The following is a 21,792-nucleotide window of genomic DNA, read 5'->3' on the forward strand; positions in this document are numbered from 1 at the left end:
GAGTTTGGAAACTTCCTCTTGCAGGAAAACAGCCTTTTTTTTAGTCTCCCTGCCACATTTCGACAGTTTTCCCCCAGATTCCAATTTCAGAATTCAACTGCCGACCTCTGTACCGTCTTCATTATTCGGTGGAGACTCAGGTCGACCCCAGAAAATTTCTCAGGAAAGTAAAGCCACCATGTGGAGATCTATTCTCATCACAGGCATGTTTGTTGTTGTGTGCGGCACTGGAGGCGGTCTCAGTTTCGCGCAGGAATTTCGAATTCGTACAACAATCTATCAGCATCAGCAGGAAGCAGATCCGATGATCGTTTCCCGCAGTGTTTCGATTTTTCACGCTGAGAAAGTTTATGATCACGTTGATGGATTAGGTGAAGTGACGATCTTTGACCCGATCCAGAAAAAACTGATTCTATTGAATGAATCTCGCATGATCAAAACGGTGATCAATTTTGATGAGATCAAGCATCTGCTGAATGTGGCAAGGCATCAGACCCAGGAATATATTCACGATCAAATTAAACGAGAAGAAACGAAGGGGAAAGCAATTGCAGGCCGGTTAAAATTTCAATTGGATCCCACTTTTGAAACTCAGTTTGACAGTAAGAAAAACCAGTTGATGCTGGAGAGTAAACTGATCAACTATCGTGTGCAATGTGTCGCCTCTGATCAGCAGGCATCGGTCGAGAATTACCTTAGGTTTGCAGACTGGATGGCACGCTTAAACTATGTTCTCCATCCTTATACGCTGCCGCCTGCATCGCGAATCGCTTTAAATGAAGAGCTCAGGACCAGAAATCTGATCCCGATTGAAGTAGATTTACAGACACACCTGGACGAGAAACTGCACCTGCGAGCCGAACACAAAATACACTGGAAGCTGGATCACAAAGATCGTGGTCTGATCCATCATTGGGAAACACTTCGCAAGAATAAAGAAGTGAATACCATCACGATTCAGGAGTATCTCAGAAATCAGTTCGCAACATTGAGAAAGTGATTCCCGGTTCAAACGGGATACCGTCTATTTACCGATCACGGGTATGGTGGCCGGCGGTTCATACCAGTCGATTTTCTTTTCGAGCAGAATGGAGAGTTGTGCCAGATTCTGATTGAGATAATCAATCAGCGCCTGGTCTTTGTGTGGCTTCCAGTCGTACTGTAATAATTCCTGATATGCTTCTTCAGGAGTTTTCTTCTGAACCAGCATGCGATAGGCGGCGATGACACCACCCGTTCGCTGGGCACCTGCTGCACAATGAACTAAAACAGGCTTGCCAGCTTTTTCACAGCGCATGATTTCTGCAACGGCTTCCGCATAATCATCGACGTCGCCTGTGCCATCACCGATCAGATGCAGAACCTGGTGGTCAATGTGCAGTTTTTTCGCAGTTTGCACTTCGGCTTTCAGATAAGGTTTCTGCAGGTCACTGCCGTTGAGCGCAATGACTTTCTCGATCTTATTTTCGCTGAGTACCGGTTCAATCAGGTAACTGGAAATTTGTCCGCTGCGATAGATTTTCCCCTGCTCTACAACGCCAAAGCGTTTCGCCACGATCCGGTCTTCCAGAACTTCTTCCCAGATCAGGACCCCTGTTCCAATCAGGGCGCAGACTATCAGGGAGATTTTGAACAGTTTATGCCGCCGGGGAGATTTGCTGGCGGGCTGCACAACCGCTTCCTGCTCTGTGCTGGTACTCATTTTTACCCTCGCTGAATAAGCGCAATTTCGCTGATTTCCCGGGGATACCTGACCCCGGCTCTGCGGCATTGTAGTTGAAGGCAGCGTCATCTGAACAGAGGAAAATGAGCTCTCTATCCAGCAGGGATCAGTCAGCTTCAAACGGGCTGGCGTTCGCACTGGGGAAGTATTTGCACATCAGAATGCCCAGTTCATAGAGCAGAATCAGCGGCATCATCATCAGGATCATGCTCATCGGGTCAGCAGGTGTCATGAGCATGGAAATAATAGCAATGATCAACACGGCCATTCGTCGTTTCTCATGATAGTCCTGAAGACTGAATACGGAAATACGTTCCAGAAAGAGCATGACCAGAGGCAGTTGGAAGCTGAGTCCGAACATCACAGGTAAAGTAATCGCAAAACTGATCCATTCTGAGAGGCGGATCTGCGGATTAACACCCAGTAACTTGTTAAAGCCCAGCAGGAAGTTGAGGACGAAGGGGAAGACAGCATAAAAACAGAAGAGCGCCCCACCCAGGAACAGAAAAATGCTGATCGGCAGATAGATGTAAACGTATTTTCGTTCATGGGGGTATAGACCAGCCGCCACGAACAGCCAGATCTGAAAGATGACCCATGGGCTGGCAAAGACCAGGCCGGCGACAAAGGAGACCTTCAGGTAAATGGTTGTAAACGCTTCCTGCACCGCCAATGTGACAGGTTCGGCCATCGTCTCTTCCAGACTGTCGATCCGATATTGATAGTCGCGGAGGATTTTTTGAAGAGTTTTGGTCTCTGCGGTTTGTGGCTGTTTACTGTTCAGACTGGCTATCAGCTCATCAATGCTGGCAGACGGACTGGCATCAGGATTTTCGGGGTCTTCGGTGATCTGATGGGGGAGTTTATCCAGATTGTATTCTCTCAGAGCAGAATCAATGGGAGCACGGACAACGGCTACAATTTTGTGGCCGATAAATAATGCACCCACAACGCAAATGGCAAGTCCAATTAACGCTTTCCATAAATGAATACGAAGGGCTTCCAGGTGATCCCCGAAGCTCATGGTAGATTCATCAAATAGATCGTGAGACTGTGGTTTCATCTGACTTTGCATTCTGGAGAGACCAATACCAAACAGCATCACCACGATCTGCGTTGTACGGGATGAGCGGTAACGGCATCAGTAAAATGAGCGGGTACTGTTCAGAACAAATGGAATAATGTAACTGGCTCCTGAGGAATTCACGATGTTGCAGGAATGTGAATCAGGAGTACCCACTCCATTTGCCCGCTGGATGAGCAGGAGGGAAGAGCGGTGGTAACAGATACTATTGTAAACAACCAGATCGCACTGTCAACCAGAGGCTTTCTGAAGATCCAGAAATCAGGGAGTTGCAGGTTCTGCAGGCTCGGCTTCCATCGCGGGATCAGCGGGGCCCGGCTCTTCAGGGGCTGCGGCATTCTGTTTCTCTTCAGGCTCGATGATTCCGTGTGCCTCCATGGAGTAGGCCATAATGTTGATTACGACGATAAAGAGGGTCCAGGTTAGCATGGTCTTGCCCATCTCTTTATCCTTGCTGGCATAACTCCAGCCCTTACCGAACGCATAGATCGAGACGAAAAAACCAAGTACGCAATGTAGTGGTCCGTCAATTTTATACATCTTTACCAGGGTGACGATAAAACAGACAAACAGTGTGAGTAAAGAAATACCAAACAGGACCCAGACCAGAAGCAAAGGCAAATAAGGGGTCACAAAATAGAATATGGTACCGATACCGGCTCCTCCAAGCACCCCAATTACCGCGTGTTGTAGTGGGTTAGTGATATTTTCATCACTCTTTTCGCGTTCAGCCTTCGAAACATATTTCGTTTCAGAAAGTTTTGTGATCAGGCCCAGGTCAGGCTTGCAATGCAGTGCCAGCAGGCCATTCACTCTGGCGTTATAAATTAAGCTCGGAGCGTAAAACAGGCAGGCAAGCGCCCACAAAATAGATGGTGCGATTAGAATGGATGCATCAATTTCTGCGGGGGTCTTACCAACAAATGGTCCCTCTTCAAAATCCTTGATCTTGTTTTCTTCTGCGTATTCCTTGGCACCGTTATCTCGAGCAATGGCTGAGTTGTATTGCACATTCGAGAAAAAATCGTTCAAACCATTGCCGTAAACCGCTCCAATCGCAGCCAGGCAGCCAATCACCGGCAGGCTGGTAACCACGAAGACAAAACACCAGAATATTGCCGGTTTCACGAGATTGAGAAAGATTTTTCCCAGTTTATGTATCAGCCAGCCCGGCGTGGAATCCACCATTGTCATGTGAGGCATGGCCAGGGGAAACATCAGAAAAGTGGGAATAAATCCGGCGGCGATCAGAATCACTCCGACAGGTATGGAGTCGTTTGAAATGAAATAATAACCAAGGGTCCCCAGGATCGCTTCTGCCGGCAGGCTGAACAGGACAACCCAGAAGATGAATTTCATTCCGAGTGCTGAACACAGAAAAAAGTCGAAGTTGATTCGTTTCAACTTGTCTTTTTTCTGTAACGCATAGCGAACCACTTCGGTCTGAATAAACCAGATCCAGCCGGGGATGGCCATGATAGAAACAAAGGCAATAAATCCCCAGAACGCCCGGGGAGGAGTTCGATGGCACCACATCATCATGAAGACCGCACAGAAAAACAGCGTGCTCGCAATGAATGAATAAATGAAAGTCTTGACCGCCAGACCTTTATGATTTTTCAGAAATGTGAAGGCGTCTCCCCAGGATTTTGAATAAAACTCTTCAACTGCAGGCCCTTTGCGTTTTCGCTTGCGACGAGTTGCTTCACTCATGCGACCTGTGCTCAGGTCGACACCACAGTGGGAACATTCTACATCATCTTCATCGACATCCTGGCCGCAGCGGGGACAGATTTTTGCAGCCTTGTCTTCGAGCTTGTCGATATCCAGTGTGGCCAGGAAATCATCTGTATCTGCTGGTTTGCTGGAACGACTGCGTTTCTTGCTCTGTTTCGCAGCAGTGACTTTGACAGGAGCGCCGCATTCTTTACACCGTACCCGTTTCCCTTCAGCTTCATCTTTGACGGAAAAGGAAGTATTACACTCTTTGCAGCGAACCTTGATAGGCATGTAAGACCTTTGAGATGTTTTAGTGAATCCCTCGAAATCAATCCCAGTCGGCCTGCCCCTGAAAGGTTTCGTTGCCCGGTTACGGACCTGGGGATACTATAAGTCTGGCCGACTCTTTGTTTTCCAATTATCAACAGAGCACGGGGTATTTCGCAAGTGGACAGTCACTGAATTTCGAATGCTCCTGTTTTTCGACAGGAGGTAAATCAGAGTTAATTCAACAAGGGATCATGTTGTTTCACTTTAAGAAGCCGCTGCATCTCGAGCAATCGAGTACGTGTTTTCTGCTCCAGAGTCGAATGGTGGCTTCTGGAAAAATATGCGAGGGATCGATTCAGGCAGCGCGTTGCACGGCGGTAGCGACCGGCGATCCAGAACAATTCCCCCAGATGGACCAGGTCCTGTCCCATCAGTGTGATGTTGTTTGTCTGTTTGTGGAGCTGATAAGCTTTTCGCAAACAGGAAACTGCACGTAGATGGTTCCCCTGCAACCCCTGAACGATTCCCAGGTTCCCCCAATCCGCGGCCTGTGAATCCGGATCACCATACAGGATCTCGCGTGACAGAGAAATGTTCAGTAGTTGTTCTGCCAGTGAGTAGTCTTCCTGCAGGATCGCATCGTTCGCACGCCCGGTCAGATCGCAGGCTGCGTTATCCGAGAGTTGGTCCAGCTCTTCTTCAAGAGTCTGGTGGTTTGCCGAACGCAGGTCTCCCCAGGCAATCGAATATTGCTGAAATTGAGAGGCTAAATCAAAGCATTTCAGATTTCGATAGGCGACTGCCAGATTATGACAGACGATGGATCTCAACTGGTTGTTTCCCTCCTGTTGTGCAGCATCGAGTACAACAGAGAATTGTTCTATTGAATCCAGGTGCAGTCCGGTTTCAAGCAGAAATTGCCCCAGAGCCAGACTGCGTTCCCAGTTCTTCAGTTTTAAGTCGCTTGAGTAAAACAGGGCGCGGGCCTCCTGGGACTTTCCTTCTGAAGCCAACAGATGTGCCTGCTGCACGACCTGATTCAAAATACCTGAGCTTGCTATACTCGGTGTAGGGGGCAATGATTCTGACACTGCAAACTCCTCTCCTGTTTCGGATCCTGGGATATGTAGGTAACGGAAACGAGAGAGAGTGAGTGAGTGAGATGAGAATATTTGAGGGAGCGAATCCCTCTGACCTGAATGAGAAATTCAAGGCCTGTCTTTGTTTGTTTTATTGATATTACCCATTTTGACGGTTGTGTCAATTTAAAAATGTTCTAATCTCAATCAACTTTGGAAAATCGGCAAATCAGAGCTTCTGAATCTGGTAACCGAGTTTGAAGATGAGAGCTGCTGCCAATATGGCAGCGGGATTTCTGTTGGTAGAGACTGTCCGGCAGGAAATCCAGGACGAATTATTCAGAGGCGAAATCGCTAACAGTATGATAACAAATATCTTATGGATTATTCGTTAGTTGGGCACGGCGTTCGCAGCTAGGATCACCACGCTCTTGTCTGCACAGCAGGTATGAGTTAACCATGTGTTGTTGTGGATTGGCTCGACCGCCACCACAGATCATAAAACTATCCGATGTGAAGACATTCGAGTCAAAATTAAAATTCTAGGAGATCCCAATGGCGAAGAAGGCTGCCAAAGCAAGTAAAGGCGCCCGGATTGTCCCTCTTGGTGACAAAGTCGTTCTGAAAAGAGAAGTTGCAGAGTCAACCACAGCAGGGGGTATTGTCCTTCCTGACAGTGCGCAAGACAAACCACAACGTGGTGAAGTCGTCGCCGTGGGAGATGGACACGTCAAATCTGATGGAACAAAGCTTCCATTAACCGTCAAGGAAGGGGACCGTGTCATTTTCAGTCCATATGGTGGGGACGAAATCAAAATTGGCGGAGAAGAGTATCTGTTACTCCGCGAAAGTGACATTTTGGCAACTTACTAAGCTGCCCCTGTTTTGTTATTAGCGGTAATCGCTCCCGATTCAGGTGAGCTGGTTACTCTTCCTTTCAAATTTCATACTGCGTACATGGAGAGATAGTGAAATGGCAAAGATGATTGCCTTCGATCAGGAAGCTCAAGAAGCGATGCGACGCGGCATCAGTAAGTTGGCGCGCGCAGTTCGGGTAACACTGGGTCCCAAGGGACGTAATGTTATTCTGGAAAAAAGCTTTGGTTCCCCGACTGTAACTAAAGACGGTGTATCTGTTGCCCGCGAAATCGAGCTGCCAGACAAGTTCGAAGACATGGGAGCCCGTATGGTTCGTGAAGTTGCCAGCAAAACTTCTGACATCGCCGGCGATGGAACCACAACTGCTACCATTATGGCAGAAGCGATTTACAATGAAGGTCTGAAATCGGTTGTCGCCGGTGTCAGCCCGATTGCCATGAAGCGTGGCATGGATAAAGCCGTCGAAGACATTGTGGACAAGCTCCACAAAATGTCGATCGAATGCAAGAACAAGAAAGCGATTTCCCAGGTTGGTAAAGTTGCCTCGAATGGTGACGAAGAAATCGGTAAAATTCTGGCAGACGCCATGGAAAAGGTTGGTAAAGACGGCGTGATTACCGTCGAAGAAGGCCAGAGCCTGCAGACCAGCTTCGAAGTGGTAGAAGGCATGCAGTTTGACCGCGGTTATCTGTCTCCTTACTTCGTCACTGATCCTCAGAGCATGTCCTGCGATCTGGAAGATGCCTACGTTCTGGTTCACGAAAAGAAGATTTCGAACATTAAAGACCTTGTTCCCGTCCTGGAAAAAGTCGTTAATGCCGGTAAGCCTCTGCTGATCATTGCAGAAGACATCGAAGGCGAAGCCCTGTCGACACTCGTGATCAACAAACTGCGTGGTACTTTCCGCTGCTGTGCTGTGAAAGCACCTGGTTACGGCGATCGTCGTAAAGCCATGCTGCAGGATATCGCCATCATGGTTGGTGGCCAGGCAATCTTCGAAGATCTCGGCATTCAGCTGGAAAATCTGCAGTTGTCCGACCTGGGAACAGCCAAGAAAGTTTCCGTCGATAAAGACAACGCCACTATCATCGAAGGTGGTGGAAAGCCTGGCGAAATCAAATCCCGTATCGAACAGATCCGTCGTGAACTGGAAAATTCAACCAGCGATTACGACAAGGAAAAGCTGGAAGAACGGATCGCGAAACTTTCTGGCGGTGTTGCACAGATCAATGTGGGTGCCGCGACTGAAAGTGAAATGAAAGAAAAGAAAGCTCGCGTGGAAGATGCTCTGCATGCTGTTCGTGCCGCTGTTGCCGAAGGCATTCTGCCCGGTGGTGGTGTTGCGTTACTGCGATGTTCTGCCGCCTGCAAGCCAACTGGTCTTTCACAGGAAGAAAAAGTTGGTTACGAGATCATTCTACGTGCCTGTCGTGCACCGCTGACATCCATTGCCAATAACGCCGGCGATGATGGCAGTGTGGTCTGCGAAAAGGTTTCCGAACTGGAAGGCAACATGGGCTACAACGCCGCGACTTCCAAGTACGAAGATCTGGTCAAAACCGGGATCATCGATCCAACCCGTGTGACGCGGTCTGCACTGCAGAATTCAGCCAGCGTTTCAACTCTGCTGCTGACCAGTGATGCCCTGATCGCTGAAAAGGGTAAGGATGACCATGGCGACGACGATCTGCACTAAGCTCAGATTTCGTCCCGTTTTATAATAGATTTAAAGCACCCGGCAGGAGACTGTCGGGTGCTTTTCTTAATTACGATGGATCGGCCTGTTGGGATTCGGGTTGTCTCAGCCCGGACGAGCGTTCACAGCAGTCCTCGTGAATTTCGTCTGGTTTTCGACTGCCCTGGGTCAGAATGTTAGAATGTGCGCATTGCGGACAGCAACTGATATTAGTACCATTTGCATCATTCCCGAGTTCCGTCAAATGATTATTTACTCCTTCATTTCCAGAAGATTGGTAGAGTTTCGTGGCAAGAGAAAAAGTAGTTTTGGCATACAGTGGTGGCTTGGATACTTCCGTGGCCGTCAAGTGGATCAATGAAAAATACAATATGGACGTGATCACTTATACCTGTGATCTCGGCCAGGGTCGCGATGTAGACGGAATCAAGGAAAAAGCGATCAAAACCGGCGCGGTAGAAGCCGTCATTGAAGACACCAAGAACATGTTTGTCGATTTCTTTGTCTGGCCTTCTCTGATGACGGGGACGATGTACGAAGGTAAATATCCGCTGGCGACCGCACTGGGACGCCCTCTGATTGCACATCGAATGGTTGAAGTCGCCAAGGAGCACGGTGCGACAGCAGTGGCACATGGCTGTACCGGCAAAGGAAATGACCAGGTTCGGTTTGATGTTTCATTTCAGACGCTGGCACCCCAGTTGAAAATTATTGCTCCCGTACGTGAATGGAAATGGACTCGTACCGAGGAACTGCAGTATGCCAAAGAGCATGGCATTGAAGTAGAAGCCACGAAAGAAAGCATTTTCAGTATCGACCAGAACTTATGGGGACGTTCTGTGGAAGCCGGTATTCTTGAAGATCCCTGGGTCGCCCCGCCTAAGGAAGCTTATAAATGGACGGTTTCCCCCGAAGAAGCTCCCAACCAGCCAGTGGAAGTCACAATCGAATTTGAGCAGGGACGTCCGATCGCCGTTGATGGAAAAGAGATGGATGGCGCTGAGTTAATTCTGCATCTGAATAAAATCGGTGGAGAAAACGGCGTCGGTCGCATTGATCATGTTGAAAACCGCCTGGTAGGGATCAAGAGTCGCGAAATCTATGAAGCACCTGCTGCTGTCATTTTGCATAATGCCCACCGTGAACTGGAATACCTGACTCTAAGCAGGCAGGCGCTGCGATTCAAAACTTACGTCAGCCAGACCTGCAGTGACATCATTTACGATGGCCTCTGGTACAGTTCATTCCATCAGGACCTGATGGGATTTGTCGAAAAGAACCAGCGTTTTGTTTCTGGAACCGTTCGAGTTTCTCTGTATAAAGGAAATCATACAGTGACCGGTTTGAAGAGTGAGCACAGCCTTTACAGTCCTGAGCTGGCAACCTACGAAGAGGGCGACCAGTTTCCTCATGAAACAGCCCTGGGTTTCATCAGGATCCATGGACTGGCTCAACAGACTCAGGCACGTCAACAGTTATTGAAAGGGGAACCCAGTTCCAAACCAACCCGGATTATGCCCCCCAGTCAATCTGACAAATCCTGATCAAGCTGGTTCAGACGCTCGGTCAACCCGTTTTGAATCTCATCAACTGGCCAGTTCCAGCAGCCATGAGCGATGGTTCGGGCTCACTTTAATACATGTGGTCGCATGATGGATCAATCGACACAGAAAGGACGGACGATCGCAATCGGTGATATTCACGGTTGTGATGTGGCGCTGGGTACGATTCTGTATCATCTCGAGTTGACTCGGGAGGATACCTTTATCTGTCTGGGCGATGCGGTTGACCGGGGACCTGGTACCAAACATGTGATTGAGATTCTACTGGATCTCAAAGCCAGCTGTAAGCTGATCATGATCAAAGGCAATCATGAAGAGATGATGCTGGATGGTCTGCAGGGGGGGCACTGGGAATCAATCTGGCTGCAGCATGGCGGCAAAGAAGCAATCGACTCCTACGGTGGTCGCTACGATCTTATACCGGAAGAGCATCGTATTTTTATGGCGACTGCTTTGGATTATTATGAAACAGAGACAGATATCTTCGTCCATGCAACGGCTGTTCCCGGCGTTCCTCTGGAAGACCTGACCAAACAGGAACTCCGCTGGGACCGGATCACAGGTCAGGAAGCCCCGGATCCTTCCGGACGTCGGATCATCTGTGGACACACGGCACAGAAATCAGGAAAGCCGCTGGTATATGAGGGCTGGGCCTGTCTGGATACCGCTGCTTACCGGGGAAACTATCTGACTGCGATTGACGTGCACACCAATGAACTCTTTCAGGCAAAGCAATCAGGAAAATACCGCGACGGCAAAACTCTGGAACGCTATCTGACTAAGTAACTGTAATGCAGAAGCAAGAAGCTGCCTGCTTCTGCACGCGAACCGGAATCCGATCAGTTTGTCAGATGTATCACCACCATTTTCTCTTCGCTCATTTCCTGAATTGCATATTTAGGGCCTTCTTTGCCTGTCCCGCTGTGCTTTAACCCGCCATAAGGCATGGCATCAGCGCGCCACTGGCTGGACCAGTTTATATGCAGGTTGCCACTCTCTACTTCACGGGCAAATTTCATAGCCCGGTCGAGATCCTGTGTGAATATACCAGCCGACAGTCCGTAGTTCGTATTGTTGGCCATTTGGATCGCGTGTTCGATATCGTCAAAGTAGGACAGCGCGACAGCCGGGCCGAAGATTTCGTCTTTTTCGACCTGCATCTCAGGGTTGGTGTTATCCAGAATCGTCGGGGCATAGATGGCGCCCTGGCGTGTTCCCCCTGTTACCAGCCTTGCTCCCTGGCTGACCGCTTCGTTGACCCATTGTTCGACTCGTGTGGCATCGGTTTCACGAACCATCGGGCCAATTTTTGTTGTTTCTTCCAGCTGGTTTCCGGTGTGCAGGACATCCACTTTTGATTTCAGCAGGTCTACGAAATCGGACTTGATCGCAGAGGATGTCAAAATGCGTTGCGCAGAGATACAAACCTGGCCGGCGTTGGCGTAGCCTGCCATACTGACTGCCGTGGCTGCCTTTTCCAGGTCAGCGTCATCCATGATAATGACGGGACTGTTGCTTCCAAGTTCCATGGTAACTTTTTTCAATCCCGCCATTTCGCAAATTTTCGTCCCCACTTCATAGCTGCCTGTGAAGCTGATTTTGCGAATCCGGGTGTCAGTACAAATGGCGCGGCCGATTTCCCCTCCCGGCCCGGTAATGCAGGCAATCGCTTCTTTGGGCAGTCCGGCTTCCAGTAGCAGTTCTGTCAGCTTGAGCGCCGATAATGGGGTATCGCTGGCCGGCTTGATGAGAATCGCATTCCCGGCAGCAATGGCGGGACCAACTTTGTGGCAGACAAGATTTAAAGGAAAATTGAAAGGGGTAATCGCGGCTACGATTCCGCAGGGGATGCGAAGCGTAAACCCGAGTTTGTTCTGTCCGCCGGCATTCCCTTCGAGGGGAATCATTTCTCCCGTCATCCGCCGGGCTTCTTCTCCCGAAAGGCGGATGACTTCCGCACTGCGAGTTGCTTCGACCTGACTTTCCGCCAGAATTTTTCCCTCTTCCAGACTGATGGTCCGTGCGAAATCATCTTTTCGCTCCAGCATCAATTCAGACGCTTTCTGGAGAATCAGACTACGATCATAGGCGGTCATGGATTTCATGATCCGGGCACCCTGCTCCAGAACCGAGACCGCTTTCAAAACATCGTCGCCACTCCCCTGTGGGATCGTATCAATCACTGACTGGTCAAAGGGGTTGATCACGTCGATTGTTTTTGAAGATTCCTGCCAGTGTCCCGCGCAAAACATTTTCATATTGATCATTCCTTTAGGGAAAGTGGTAGCCAGGTAATGCATTACAAATCAATTTCAGAATAGACGTGCTGATAGAATCTGACAACCCAGACAGGCTGCGGATTTCATCTCTGAAGTAACGAAAATTACATAAGTAGTATACCTTTATGGCTTTAAGTCTGCGGGGGCCGGGCAGAGATTGATCTTGGCAGAAATACACGAATCTGTTAGAAAACGTCTGCTCCTCAGGAGGCAATTCTGTCTCCCCATTCATTTCTCTCAATCAACTGCTGTGGCGGACACATCTCGGCAGTGAATTTCCTTCGACAAATTTTCCTTCTATCAGGTGGATATGATCATGGCCAACCTTCGATGTGTGGCGCCGTGGATAGTATGTAGTATCGTGATACTGCTTGCAGGCTCAGGTTGTGAAACGTTGCCAGAGTGGGATTCTGAATCGATGCCCACAACTCATACGGCTGAAAAACGGGTCAGCCGGGCGGAAGAATATCGTACGCGGTTTCAAACCAAGCGAGATCCTGAAGCATTGAACTGGATTCTCAAGAATCGTCTGCACTCTGGAATGTCACGGAACAGTGTCGAAAAAGAGATTGGCGAAGAAGGAGAATTCCAGGAAGCTTCCAAGTGGCTCAAAGCCACTGGGGGAACATTTCGCACGTCCGACGACGCATATCGTTGGGGGCCTGACGAAAGTGGTCGCAGCGTCTACCTGATCTTCCGCGATGATGTACTGGTCAATTTCGATCCCAAAGACTTTGATCTGGATTAAAGTGTTATCAGACTTGGAATGGCACGTTAATCGAAATGGTCCGCACGCTTGATGGCGTACGCGCCTGACATTGACCATCTGTCAATACAGGATTGATGGACCACCAGACTGTGACCAGTTTTACCGAAGCGGCTCCAAAGCCATTGGGAACGAGCAGATTCGATTGAGGGCGTTATGATCAGATGGAATACGCGCTAGTCATGCTGGTTACTGAATCTGTACCAGGTCTTTTTCTTTTTCGCGATTCAGTCTCAACTGTCCACAGGCCGCATCGATATCATCCCCTTTGCGTTTTCGGACCGTCACATTGACACCCCCTTTCGCGAGAGTCATGAAGAAGCGATCAACGTCCTCGGTGGTGGGAGTCTTGTATCCTGTTTCTTCGACCCCATTGGCGGGGATCAGATTCACGTGGGCGTTGCGGTGCTTCAGCAGGCAGGCCAGTTCATGTGCATGGGCGGGACTGTCGTTGACCCCTGCCAGCAGGATATATTCAAATGTGACACGTCTGCCGGTCGTCACATAATAATAGTCGGTGGCATCAAGAATTTTTTGAATACCGATTTTGTTGTTTGTGGGAACGATCTGATCACGAAGTGTGTCGTTCGGTGCGTGTAACGAAACGGCGAGGATGTAGGACTTGTTGACGTCTGCCAGTTCGCGGATTTTAACAGGCAACCCGACCGTGGAGACAGTGATTTTACGGGCTCCGATGCCCATGCCGCCTTTATGATTCAACGTATCCAGCGCGGGGATCAAGGCCGACAGGTTCGCCAGCGGTTCACCAATTCCCATGACCACGATATTTGAGATGCGTTCTTCTTCCCCGATGATTCGATCCAGGCGTAAAATCTGTTCCAGGATTTCCCCCATCGTCAGATTTCGGGTTAATCCCAGCAAACCACTGGCACAGAAGACACATCCCATGGCACAGCCGACCTGAGTGCTGATACAGACGGTGTTTCTTTTGGGTTCCCGCATCAATACACATTCGACATGATGTCCGTCATGCAGTGCGAGCAGCAGTTTTTCCGTGCGATCTTTCGATGTCTGATGCTTGACGATGCGGGTTGAAAAGAGTCGAAAATTCTCCTTGAGAAGATCTCGGAATTTCTTGGAGATATCGTGCATGGCGTCAAAGTCATTGACACGCTTGGTGAAAATCCAGCGCCGGATCTGATCTGCTCGATACGAGGAAGATTCGTGTTCGATGCACCACTGTGCAAGCTGATCCCGGGTCAGATCAGTAATCAATGGGAGCAGAGCGACTTCGGAGGCAGAAGTCTGTGGAATCTCATTTTCAGAAGGCAGCATTAGAAAGCTCAGGCACGTGGGGTTCGCAGTCAATCCAAAGCGCGGCGAACAGGTTTTGCAATATATTGCGATTTCGAAAAATGCCCGAAATCTTGTTCAGGCTCACGGATCTCTGTGCGTATCATACCGGAGGCCAGACCAGATGACTACTATTTCTGTGTGTACTTTTCTAATTCCCGTCCAGCAGATGCACTCAGTTCGACTTATTTACGGTACATTCGTCTCTTCAGGAGGGGCGGGGAAGCTGACCACGGTCCCTTTGTTCTTCTTTTGCACTGCAGGTACTTCATCGGCTTCGAGATCAAAGGAGAGGGCAGGGATCGGAGGAGGAGAACTCGGGATCGCAGGCAAATCCGGAGTAGAAAGGTCGGGGACTGCCAGTGTTGGCAGTTTCGGGGCGGATTGTGCCTGTAGCTGCTGTTGCTCAGGTTTGAGTTGCGGCTGAGGAAGGGATTGTGACATCTGTGGTGCTTCTGCAGGACTATTCAGGGGCTGTCGCACGATTCGTCGGCCATCATCTTCAATCGCATTCCTGTTAAACGCGATTGTCTGTCCCTGAATCTCTGCTCCCACGACACGATAGTGTTGCCCGGTGGGCGCTTTCAGTGCGGTCAGCAGATTGCCCGAGTCCGGCTGATTACGATCCTGTGGAGCCGAAGACAGCTTCAATTCCAGGCTGGAGCCATCCGGATATTTTAAACGCAGCCTGGGTTGCGAGTAGGCAACATTCATCGTTCCGAATGGGTTTCCAAACTCAGCAACGCGTTCAAAACGTGCCTGAACTTCATTATTCCCGGCGGCCAGCCTGGGACGGGTATAGGTTTTATTTGCCATGATTAATTCTGCATTTGACATATGCAAATGCCAGTTGCCAGTTGAGGCAATGACAAGATCATCTGCCCCGAAATGCAGTTGAGGATAAACATAGAGCGAAGATGCGATTTGCGACGCTGCCACCGGTGGCATTCTTTCAGCCCCCAGAAACATGGCGCATTGAATCAATGTCGGTACAGGTACAGCCTGGACGATTTTAGGCTGATTCAACTGTGCCATCATTTTCGTTTTGTCATTCGTGGCATAATAGAGTGAGAGTAACGCAACCGAACTCTGGTTTGTTTCCAGGTCGACATCCAGGTTCCGCAGAATTGCCTCTTCTGCTTCGTCATGTTGTTGATACTTTTGCAGGATGCGAGAGCAGAGCAGGTTCGCTTCCCAGACATCGCTGGAGTAGGTCTGGGATTTGAGCGCCATTTTTGCTGCGTCTGGTTGTCCCAGGTAATCGCGGATGCCCGCGAGATTCGCCGTTCCGGATGCCAGCATGTCATCACGGCGAAAGTATCCATCGCCGAGGTTTGCCAGTTCGGTATAAGTATGAGAGGCAGCAAAGAGCTGACCCTGGGCCTGTTGTGTGCGCGCCACATAATACCAGTACGGTGGGTAATGGCTCATAAAGCGTTCCAGGCGCTTGAGAATTCGCAACCGTACACGCGGGTTCTGTTCCTGCATCGCCTGGTCGAGCGTCTCAAGGTCATCATCACGAATTAACCAGTCATCGGGAATCTGTTTTTCCTGAGCCAGTTTCCAGAACGTATCCAGAAACAGGGTAGAACGGGAAATGACTGCTTCCATTCGTTCTTTGTCTACTTTCCAGACATCCAGATCTTTCTGGGCTTCGACATTTCGATAGTCCCACCAGCTGTTGGCTCCGTTTCGGATTGCACTGCCGAATTGCAGCGTTAACACATCTGTGGTTAAAGCGAGTGCATTGGTGGCGACTTTCTGGCGCGCCTGGTACTTGTGCTTATTCTTAAAGTATTCGCGTTCCTTTTCCGCGATCTCTACCTGACCGATTTCGTCCAGAACCGCAGAGTAAAGTTTGACGACTTTTTCGTCTCCGATGCCGTTCAGATTCAAATTGTTGAGAATCTTTTCCCGCTCTTCAAACATGACCTCTTTGGTGCCCGATTTCTTAATGCGGTAGAAAGAAGCGCGGCAGTAATTGAGGGCAATCGCTGTCTTACCCGCTGTGGGGTCAGGTTCTTTTCGGGCTTCCTGGGCATGTAATAGATCCAGAGCAGGGCCACAGAGCATCAGGGCCACCAGCAATCGAATTGTTGCACTTCGAAATCGAGTCGGCATGTGATCTCCTTAACTGCCGATCAGTATCAGTATTCTGGCAGGAGTTTGGATAATAACGTGGATGCTTTGCACATCGATGCAGGAAATTAATTTCATCTCCTTAAATCTACACGATGAATCTCGTCCCGGTGGAAATTCCCTGCCTTTCTTAATGATTTTTCGAGTGGTGCAACGTCTGATTGTCCGGTTGTGTAAAATAGGTTGAGTCTGGTGCCTGTTTTGAAAGCAGGCAATCTCTGGCTGTCACGAGCCATAAAAAAATCCCACAGATTTCGGGATGAAACCTGCGGGATAAAGTATGAGTATTGGTTCGTTTTTTCGGTTCAGGCCGCTTTTGAGATCTGCGGTGTATCGGAATACAGCGTGGGGAATTGCGGGGAAGAGAGCCGTCCCAGACTTTGAGCGATTCCACGGACGACTGTTTCCTGTTGGACTTCCGTCAATTCCGAGAAAATCGGCAGAGCCAGGCATTCACTGGTGACCAGTTCGGTCTGAGGCAGGTCGCCCGGTTTGCAGCCCAGATATTCAAAACACTGCTGTAAATGAAGCGGACGAGGGTAATAGATTGCACAACCGATCTGCTTTTCGCGCAGATCCTGAAGTACCTTATCCCGCTGGCCCCCTTTTACGCGAACACTGTACTGGTTGTAAACGTGGCGTCGATCTGGAAGAACCGTGGGGGGTTCTACACAGTCCAGCAACTGATAATGCCGAAACAGGGCATTGTATCGTCTTGCGTTTTCCTGACGCTCTGTCGTCCATTTATCGAGGTGACGCAGTTTAACTCTCAGTACTGCTGCCTGCAATGCATCCAGCCGACTGTTGATTCCGACTTCGGCATGCTGGTAGCCACCCAGATCGCCATGAACTCTCAAGCGTCGTATGCGTGTTGCCAGATCCGGATCGTCTGTTGTTACCAGTCCACCATCGCCAGCCCCACCCAGATTCTTTGTGGGAAAGAAGCTGAAGCAACCAACGGTGCCAAGGACACCGGCACGGCGTCCCCGATATTCTGCACCAATGGCTTGTGCCGCGTCTTCAATGACAGGAATTCCATTACGAACGGCATTTCTCCAGATGGGTTCCATATCGGCACATTGTCCGAAAATATGGACTGGCATGATGGCTTTCGTCCGATCCGTGATTTTACTTTCAATGGATTCAGGGCAGAGATTGAAGCTGACCGGATCAATGTCCGCAAACACAGGCGTTGCACCAACGCGTGCGATACAACTGCCCGTGGCAAAGAATGTAAAGGGGCTGGTAATCACCTCATCACCAGGGCCGATTTCCAATGCCATCAGAGCCAGAAGTAAGGCATCGGTACCAGAGGCAACCCCGATCGCATTTCGGGAGTCACAATATTCAGCAATATCGCACTCAAACTCAGCAACTTCGTCACCCAGCACGAAGGCCTGATCATCGAATACTTTCAGGACTGCTTCCTGAACCTCCGATTTGATTCTCTGGTATTGTGCGACAAGGTTGATGAAAGGGACAGGGGTGGGGGTGTTGTTTGTCATTCAGCGACTCCATTCGCTATGGGAATCCGGGAGTTCCGTGCTCAAAAACCGGTCAAACTGGTAGTTTTGAGAGATTTGGTACACCAAATTATCAGGTTAGACATTGAGAGATCGATACTCTTGAGGGGATTTCCATCCTGGAATTCTCAATAGTAAATCGATATTTCGTCGGTAGATTATGTTGAGAACCCGTTTGTGTCAATATGTGTCGAACTGAAAACTGGATCGGGTGATCCGGGGGCATTTGGGGGGGCGGAAAAGGGGCTGAAGCAGCGAATTCGGCAATCAACCAATGATTGCTCCGGGGATTGCCGATAGTAGTAGCATACTCAAGATTCAGGGGAAAATTGCAGTCTTGACACGTGTTTTTGCGAGATCTACGATGAATCGAGAGTTCGAGGTTGAAACGACATTCCCAAATCGACTATATAACACTAAATACCTCTCTTACTGAACGATTAAAAACCTGTTTCAGCAAGACTGGTAGTTTTTTGATAGCAGAAGCCTATAATCTCTGAGAAGGCTTCGAGCAGTTTTTTGCCTAATCATTCAGAGCAAAGTCCAGAAAGGAAAACTCATGGCACACGTGGTTACAGAGGCTTGCTTCAATTGCAAATATACAGATTGTGTCGTGGTTTGCCCCGTAGAGTGTTTCTACGAAGGGGAATCAATGGTATACATCAATCCCGATGAGTGCATCGATTGTGAAGCCTGCGTGCCTGAATGCCCGGTTGAGGCGATTTTTCATGAGGACAATGTTCCAGAAAAATGGCAGGAATATACTCAGATCAATGCGGATAAATCACAGGAACTCCCTGTGATCACTGAAAAGAAAGAGCCTCTGGCTGATTCGTGATTCGGCTGGATTGTTCAAAATAATAAAACTCCCCATTACTGGTTCAGTAATGGGGAGTTTTTGATTAATTGATGACATTGAGTCGCTGTCCCAGTTCGCGTAAGACTTCAATATCGCTTTCGGGTCGGGTCGGACTGTTTGGGTGGGTTTTGTTCGTTTTGATCCAACCCCGCAGATGCAGAAACTGTGCTGCTGAGTGTTTATAAGCGGGGGAAGGACTACGGAAGGTGAAGTAGCCCAGGTATTGCAGTTGATCGTTCAATTCATAAAAGGCGGGATCACCGGCTTCCCAGAACGCATCTCGTCTGGCGAACAGATCCGGGGCAAAGGTACTCAGGCCCAGCAGGTAATCGCTGCCATACTGGATCATATCAATGCCAAAGTCATTGCCCGTAAAGACCTTGAAATCGGGACGTTTCGCGTCGCGTAGCTGCAGGCGTTCCCATTCCGGTTCTCGATGAAAAGAGGAATGCTTGGCACCGATACATTGCGGAATTTCCATGAGTGCTTCGTAGGTATCCAGATCATAAACTGAACCGAAAGGGGCCAGGTCGCGTGTCAACTCAAAGCCGATAAAACGGTCGGTGTTCGCGGCAATGGTCTGGTAAGCGGCGACGATCTGATCGGGAGACTGTTCTACCAGACCAAACGACTGAAAGATCACAGGAATCCCGCCGTGCGACTGGATCAAGTCAATTTTTCTCTGATAACCGGCGGCATCAAAGCTTGCTCCGGGCTGATCGGCGACAAAGGCTCCCGCGACAAAAGGACCGCCGTTCAGGGTCTGTTGCGTCACTTTCAAGACTTCGATAAAGGTCGGTTCCTCAATCAGATTGACATAACCTGTATCCATATTCACAGCGGGTGTGATCCCGACATCGGCAGTGCGGGAAATATGTGCGGAGAGTGAATCGCGGTCGATTTCCCCTGATTCCAGATAGGGGAGCAGTACAGCAGAAATCCCGGTGATTTTCCTCTTCGGTTTGATCATGCTGACGGGGTCATAGACTACGGGAGGGGCTGCTTCTGGCATTTGGTTGATCCTTGCTATATATTGAACGGGTTGTATTCGGTCGGTCATCTATAGACTGTCAGGATACCAAATTGGCGCTCAATCGTGGAGGCAATCATGAGATTTCGGCACAGAGATTCTTTTGCTTTACTGTTCATCCTTTGTTTTACGGTTTTGTCCAGCAATACCCTGGTTGCCGCTGAAAAACAAAAACCGAACGTCCTGTTTTTATTTACGGATGATCAACGGGCGGACACGATTCATGCCTTGGGTAATCCACTGATCAAGACGCCCCATCTGGATCAACTCGTGCAGAGTGGCTTTGTCTTCAACAATGCGTATTGTCTGGGCAGTAATTCCGGCGCTGTTTGTGTCTGCAGTCGAAATATGCTGCTCAGTGGGCGAACTTACTTTCGCTGGACGGGTCGCTACGCTTCTGCTGAAAAGCCGAATTTTCCCGATTCCATGAAAGCGGCCGGGTACTACACCTATCATCACGGTAAAAAAGGAAATACGGCGGCGGAAATTCATAAACGGTTTGATCAGTCGAAATATCTGAATGATACCCGGGCCCGTCTGCTGGGACAGCCTGGTAAAGAAATCGTTGATGATGCGATTGAGTTTCTCCAGAAGAAAAATACGCAGCCCTTTTTCATGTATCTGGCGTTTGCCTGTCCTCACGATCCCAGGGTTGCCGATCAGGAATATATGGATCATTATGAACGGGAGGAGATTCCGTTGCCCGCAAATTATCTGCCTCTGCATCCTTTTAATAACGGAGAGCAGGTGGTGCGCGATGAACTGCTGGCCGGCTTCCCTCGGAGTAAAGCGGAAATTCGAAAACACCTTCATGATTACTATGCCGATATTACCGGTCTGGATCGTCATATCGGGCGACTGATAAAAGCCTTGAAAGAGAGCGGGGAGTACGACAATACAGTTATCATCTTTTCTTCCGACCATGGTCTGGCGGTAGGCAGCCACGGACTGATGGGGAAACAAAGTCTGTATGAGCATAGCATGAAGTCTCCGCTGATATTTTCAGGGCCGGGAATTCCACATGGTCAAAGTAACGCGCTGGTGTATCTTTACGATATTTTTCCCACGGTTTGTGAAATGGTCGGCACTGACATCCCGCAGGGACTGGATGCGGAAAGCATCTGGCCGGTGATGGCAGGTGAGAAATCGCAAATCAGGGAGACACTGTTTACCGCTTACAAAGACGTCCAACGTTCTGTCCGCGATGATCGCTGGAAACTGATCACCTATCCGCAGATTAATAAATCACAGTTATTCGATTTACAGAATGACCCTCAGGAAACCAGAGATTTATCCGGGCAGTCTGCCTGCCAGTCTCACACTGATCGTTTATGGGCAGCGATGCAGGACTGGCAGAAAAAGACAGGCGATTCCAGTCCGCTGGTATCAGAGACTCCGCAGGATGCCACTTTCAAAGCACCCACGCCAGCGGAACTTGAAAAAGTCAGGAAAAGCGGGCAGCCTAAGAAGAAAAAACGAAGCAGCAGTCCTCTCAAAAGAAGCAGTAACGATATGGTATCAGAAGATCGGGCACCGATTCGATTGGATCAATTTCTTAAATTTCAGGCGGCAGTCGGAACTGGCGGGCATGCCAAAGTGGTCATCCAGGGGGGAGAAGTGACGGTGAACGGCGTCGTAGAAACACGACGACGTAAACAGCTTGCACCCGGAGACATTGTCGGATACGCCGGTGAAGAATGGTGCGTCGAAATGATTGACGAGAATTGATTATCGTGTGCTGCTGCGGTGGATGTTGAAGATTCCACCAATGACAATCACACAGACCATCAAGAGTAGATAATCAGTCGCCGTTGCGTTCTGCCAGGCATTGAGCAGATAATCCATCCAGCCATCGATCCAGAGTTCCATC

Annotated in this window: 18 protein-coding genes; 8 read left to right on the forward strand and 10 right to left on the reverse strand. The window is 49.3% G+C overall.

Translation table 11 applies throughout. From position 1 onward, the window contains the following. Window positions 1-178 precede the first annotated feature (178 nt). Entirely contained in the window at window positions 179-1,000 is an 822-nt protein-coding gene (locus GmarT_RS01985) for a hypothetical protein (protein WP_044238633.1), read from the forward strand. A 24-nt stretch (window positions 1,001-1,024) separates the two neighbouring features. Here the strand turns inward: GmarT_RS01985 and GmarT_RS01990 are convergent, their stop codons facing one another. The 4 genes from GmarT_RS01990 to GmarT_RS02005 all read right to left on the reverse strand — a co-directional run bounded on the left by GmarT_RS01990 (window position 1,025) and on the right by GmarT_RS02005 (window position 5,887). Next, complete coding sequence (locus GmarT_RS01990; protein WP_002647319.1) at window positions 1,025-1,702, reverse strand: dual specificity protein phosphatase family protein; 678 nt, start codon at window positions 1,700-1,702, stop codon at window positions 1,025-1,027. A gap of 127 nt (window positions 1,703-1,829) precedes the next feature. Beyond that, entirely contained in the window at window positions 1,830-2,786 is a 957-nt protein-coding gene (gene tatC, locus GmarT_RS01995; protein ID WP_002647318.1) for a twin-arginine translocase subunit TatC, read from the reverse strand. A gap of 282 nt (window positions 2,787-3,068) precedes the next feature. Continuing rightward, entirely contained in the window at window positions 3,069-4,817 is a 1,749-nt protein-coding gene (locus GmarT_RS02000) for an MJ0042-type zinc finger domain-containing protein (protein WP_002647317.1), read from the reverse strand. Between the two features lie 212 nt (window positions 4,818-5,029). After that, entirely contained in the window at window positions 5,030-5,887 is an 858-nt protein-coding gene (locus tag GmarT_RS02005) for a tetratricopeptide repeat protein (RefSeq protein ID WP_149302408.1), read from the reverse strand. A 543-nt stretch (window positions 5,888-6,430) separates the two neighbouring features. On the opposite strand from GmarT_RS02005, the gene groES reads away from it, so the two are divergent. From groES to GmarT_RS02025, 4 genes are all read left to right on the forward strand, one after another. Next, entirely contained in the window at window positions 6,431-6,748 is a 318-nt protein-coding gene (groES, locus tag GmarT_RS02010) for a co-chaperone GroES (protein WP_002647314.1), read from the forward strand. 100 nt (window positions 6,749-6,848) lie between these two features. Beyond that, window positions 6,849-8,450, forward strand: coding sequence for a chaperonin GroEL (groL, locus tag GmarT_RS02015; RefSeq protein ID WP_002647313.1), 1,602 nt, complete (start codon window positions 6,849-6,851; stop codon window positions 8,448-8,450). A 287-nt stretch (window positions 8,451-8,737) separates the two neighbouring features. Further along, window positions 8,738-9,994, forward strand: a complete 1,257-nt coding sequence (locus tag GmarT_RS02020) for an argininosuccinate synthase (RefSeq protein ID WP_044238632.1) — start codon at window positions 8,738-8,740, stop codon at window positions 9,992-9,994. Window positions 9,995-10,099: 105 nt separating this feature from the next. Beyond that, the gene (locus GmarT_RS02025) at window positions 10,100-10,798 is read left to right on the forward strand and encodes a metallophosphoesterase family protein (RefSeq protein ID WP_157158963.1); all 699 of its coding nucleotides are present in this window, start codon (window positions 10,100-10,102) and stop codon (window positions 10,796-10,798) included. 53 nt (window positions 10,799-10,851) lie between these two features. Here the strand turns inward: GmarT_RS02025 and GmarT_RS02030 are convergent, their stop codons facing one another. Then, complete coding sequence (locus GmarT_RS02030) at window positions 10,852-12,270, reverse strand: aldehyde dehydrogenase family protein (protein ID WP_044238680.1); 1,419 nt, start codon at window positions 12,268-12,270, stop codon at window positions 10,852-10,854. A 439-nt stretch (window positions 12,271-12,709) separates the two neighbouring features. On the opposite strand from GmarT_RS02030, the gene GmarT_RS02035 reads away from it, so the two are divergent. After that, the gene (locus tag GmarT_RS02035; protein ID WP_002647309.1) at window positions 12,710-13,039 is read left to right on the forward strand and encodes a hypothetical protein; all 330 of its coding nucleotides are present in this window, start codon (window positions 12,710-12,712) and stop codon (window positions 13,037-13,039) included. Between the two features lie 207 nt (window positions 13,040-13,246). On the opposite strand, the gene rlmN is transcribed toward GmarT_RS02035, so the two are convergent. From rlmN to GmarT_RS02050, 3 genes are all read right to left on the reverse strand, one after another. Next, the gene (rlmN, locus tag GmarT_RS02040; protein ID WP_002647308.1) at window positions 13,247-14,353 is read right to left on the reverse strand and encodes a dual-specificity RNA methyltransferase RlmN; all 1,107 of its coding nucleotides are present in this window, start codon (window positions 14,351-14,353) and stop codon (window positions 13,247-13,249) included. 207 nt (window positions 14,354-14,560) lie between these two features. Continuing rightward, window positions 14,561-16,492, reverse strand: coding sequence for a tetratricopeptide repeat protein (locus tag GmarT_RS02045; protein ID WP_002647307.1), 1,932 nt, complete (start codon window positions 16,490-16,492; stop codon window positions 14,561-14,563). A gap of 323 nt (window positions 16,493-16,815) precedes the next feature. Beyond that, window positions 16,816-18,015: a DegT/DnrJ/EryC1/StrS family aminotransferase gene (locus GmarT_RS02050; RefSeq protein WP_002647306.1), complete on the reverse strand. Its 1,200-nt coding sequence runs from the start codon at window positions 18,013-18,015 to the stop codon at window positions 16,816-16,818. A 577-nt stretch (window positions 18,016-18,592) separates the two neighbouring features. Between GmarT_RS02050 and GmarT_RS02055 the strand changes: the two genes are divergently transcribed. Further along, complete coding sequence (locus GmarT_RS02055) at window positions 18,593-18,871, forward strand: ferredoxin family protein (RefSeq protein ID WP_044238631.1); 279 nt, start codon at window positions 18,593-18,595, stop codon at window positions 18,869-18,871. Window positions 18,872-18,935: 64 nt separating this feature from the next. On the opposite strand, the gene GmarT_RS02060 is transcribed toward GmarT_RS02055, so the two are convergent. Further along, window positions 18,936-19,904 carry a dihydrodipicolinate synthase family protein gene (locus GmarT_RS02060; RefSeq protein WP_002647304.1) on the reverse strand — a complete coding sequence of 323 codons (969 nt, stop codon included), beginning with the start codon at window positions 19,902-19,904 and terminating at the stop codon, window positions 18,936-18,938. Between the two features lie 96 nt (window positions 19,905-20,000). On the opposite strand from GmarT_RS02060, the gene GmarT_RS02065 reads away from it, so the two are divergent. Next, the gene (locus GmarT_RS02065) at window positions 20,001-21,650 is read left to right on the forward strand and encodes a sulfatase-like hydrolase/transferase (protein WP_002647303.1); all 1,650 of its coding nucleotides are present in this window, start codon (window positions 20,001-20,003) and stop codon (window positions 21,648-21,650) included. Here the strand turns inward: GmarT_RS02065 and GmarT_RS29340 are convergent, their stop codons facing one another. Further along, the gene (locus GmarT_RS29340) at window positions 21,651-21,791 is read right to left on the reverse strand and encodes a hypothetical protein (protein WP_002647302.1); all 141 of its coding nucleotides are present in this window, start codon (window positions 21,789-21,791) and stop codon (window positions 21,651-21,653) included. It abuts the gene before it with no gap. Window position 21,792 lies beyond the last annotated feature (1 nt).

Source organism: Gimesia maris, assembly GCF_008298035.1.
GTDB classification, from domain to species: Bacteria; Planctomycetota; Planctomycetia; order Planctomycetales; family Planctomycetaceae; genus Gimesia; species Gimesia maris.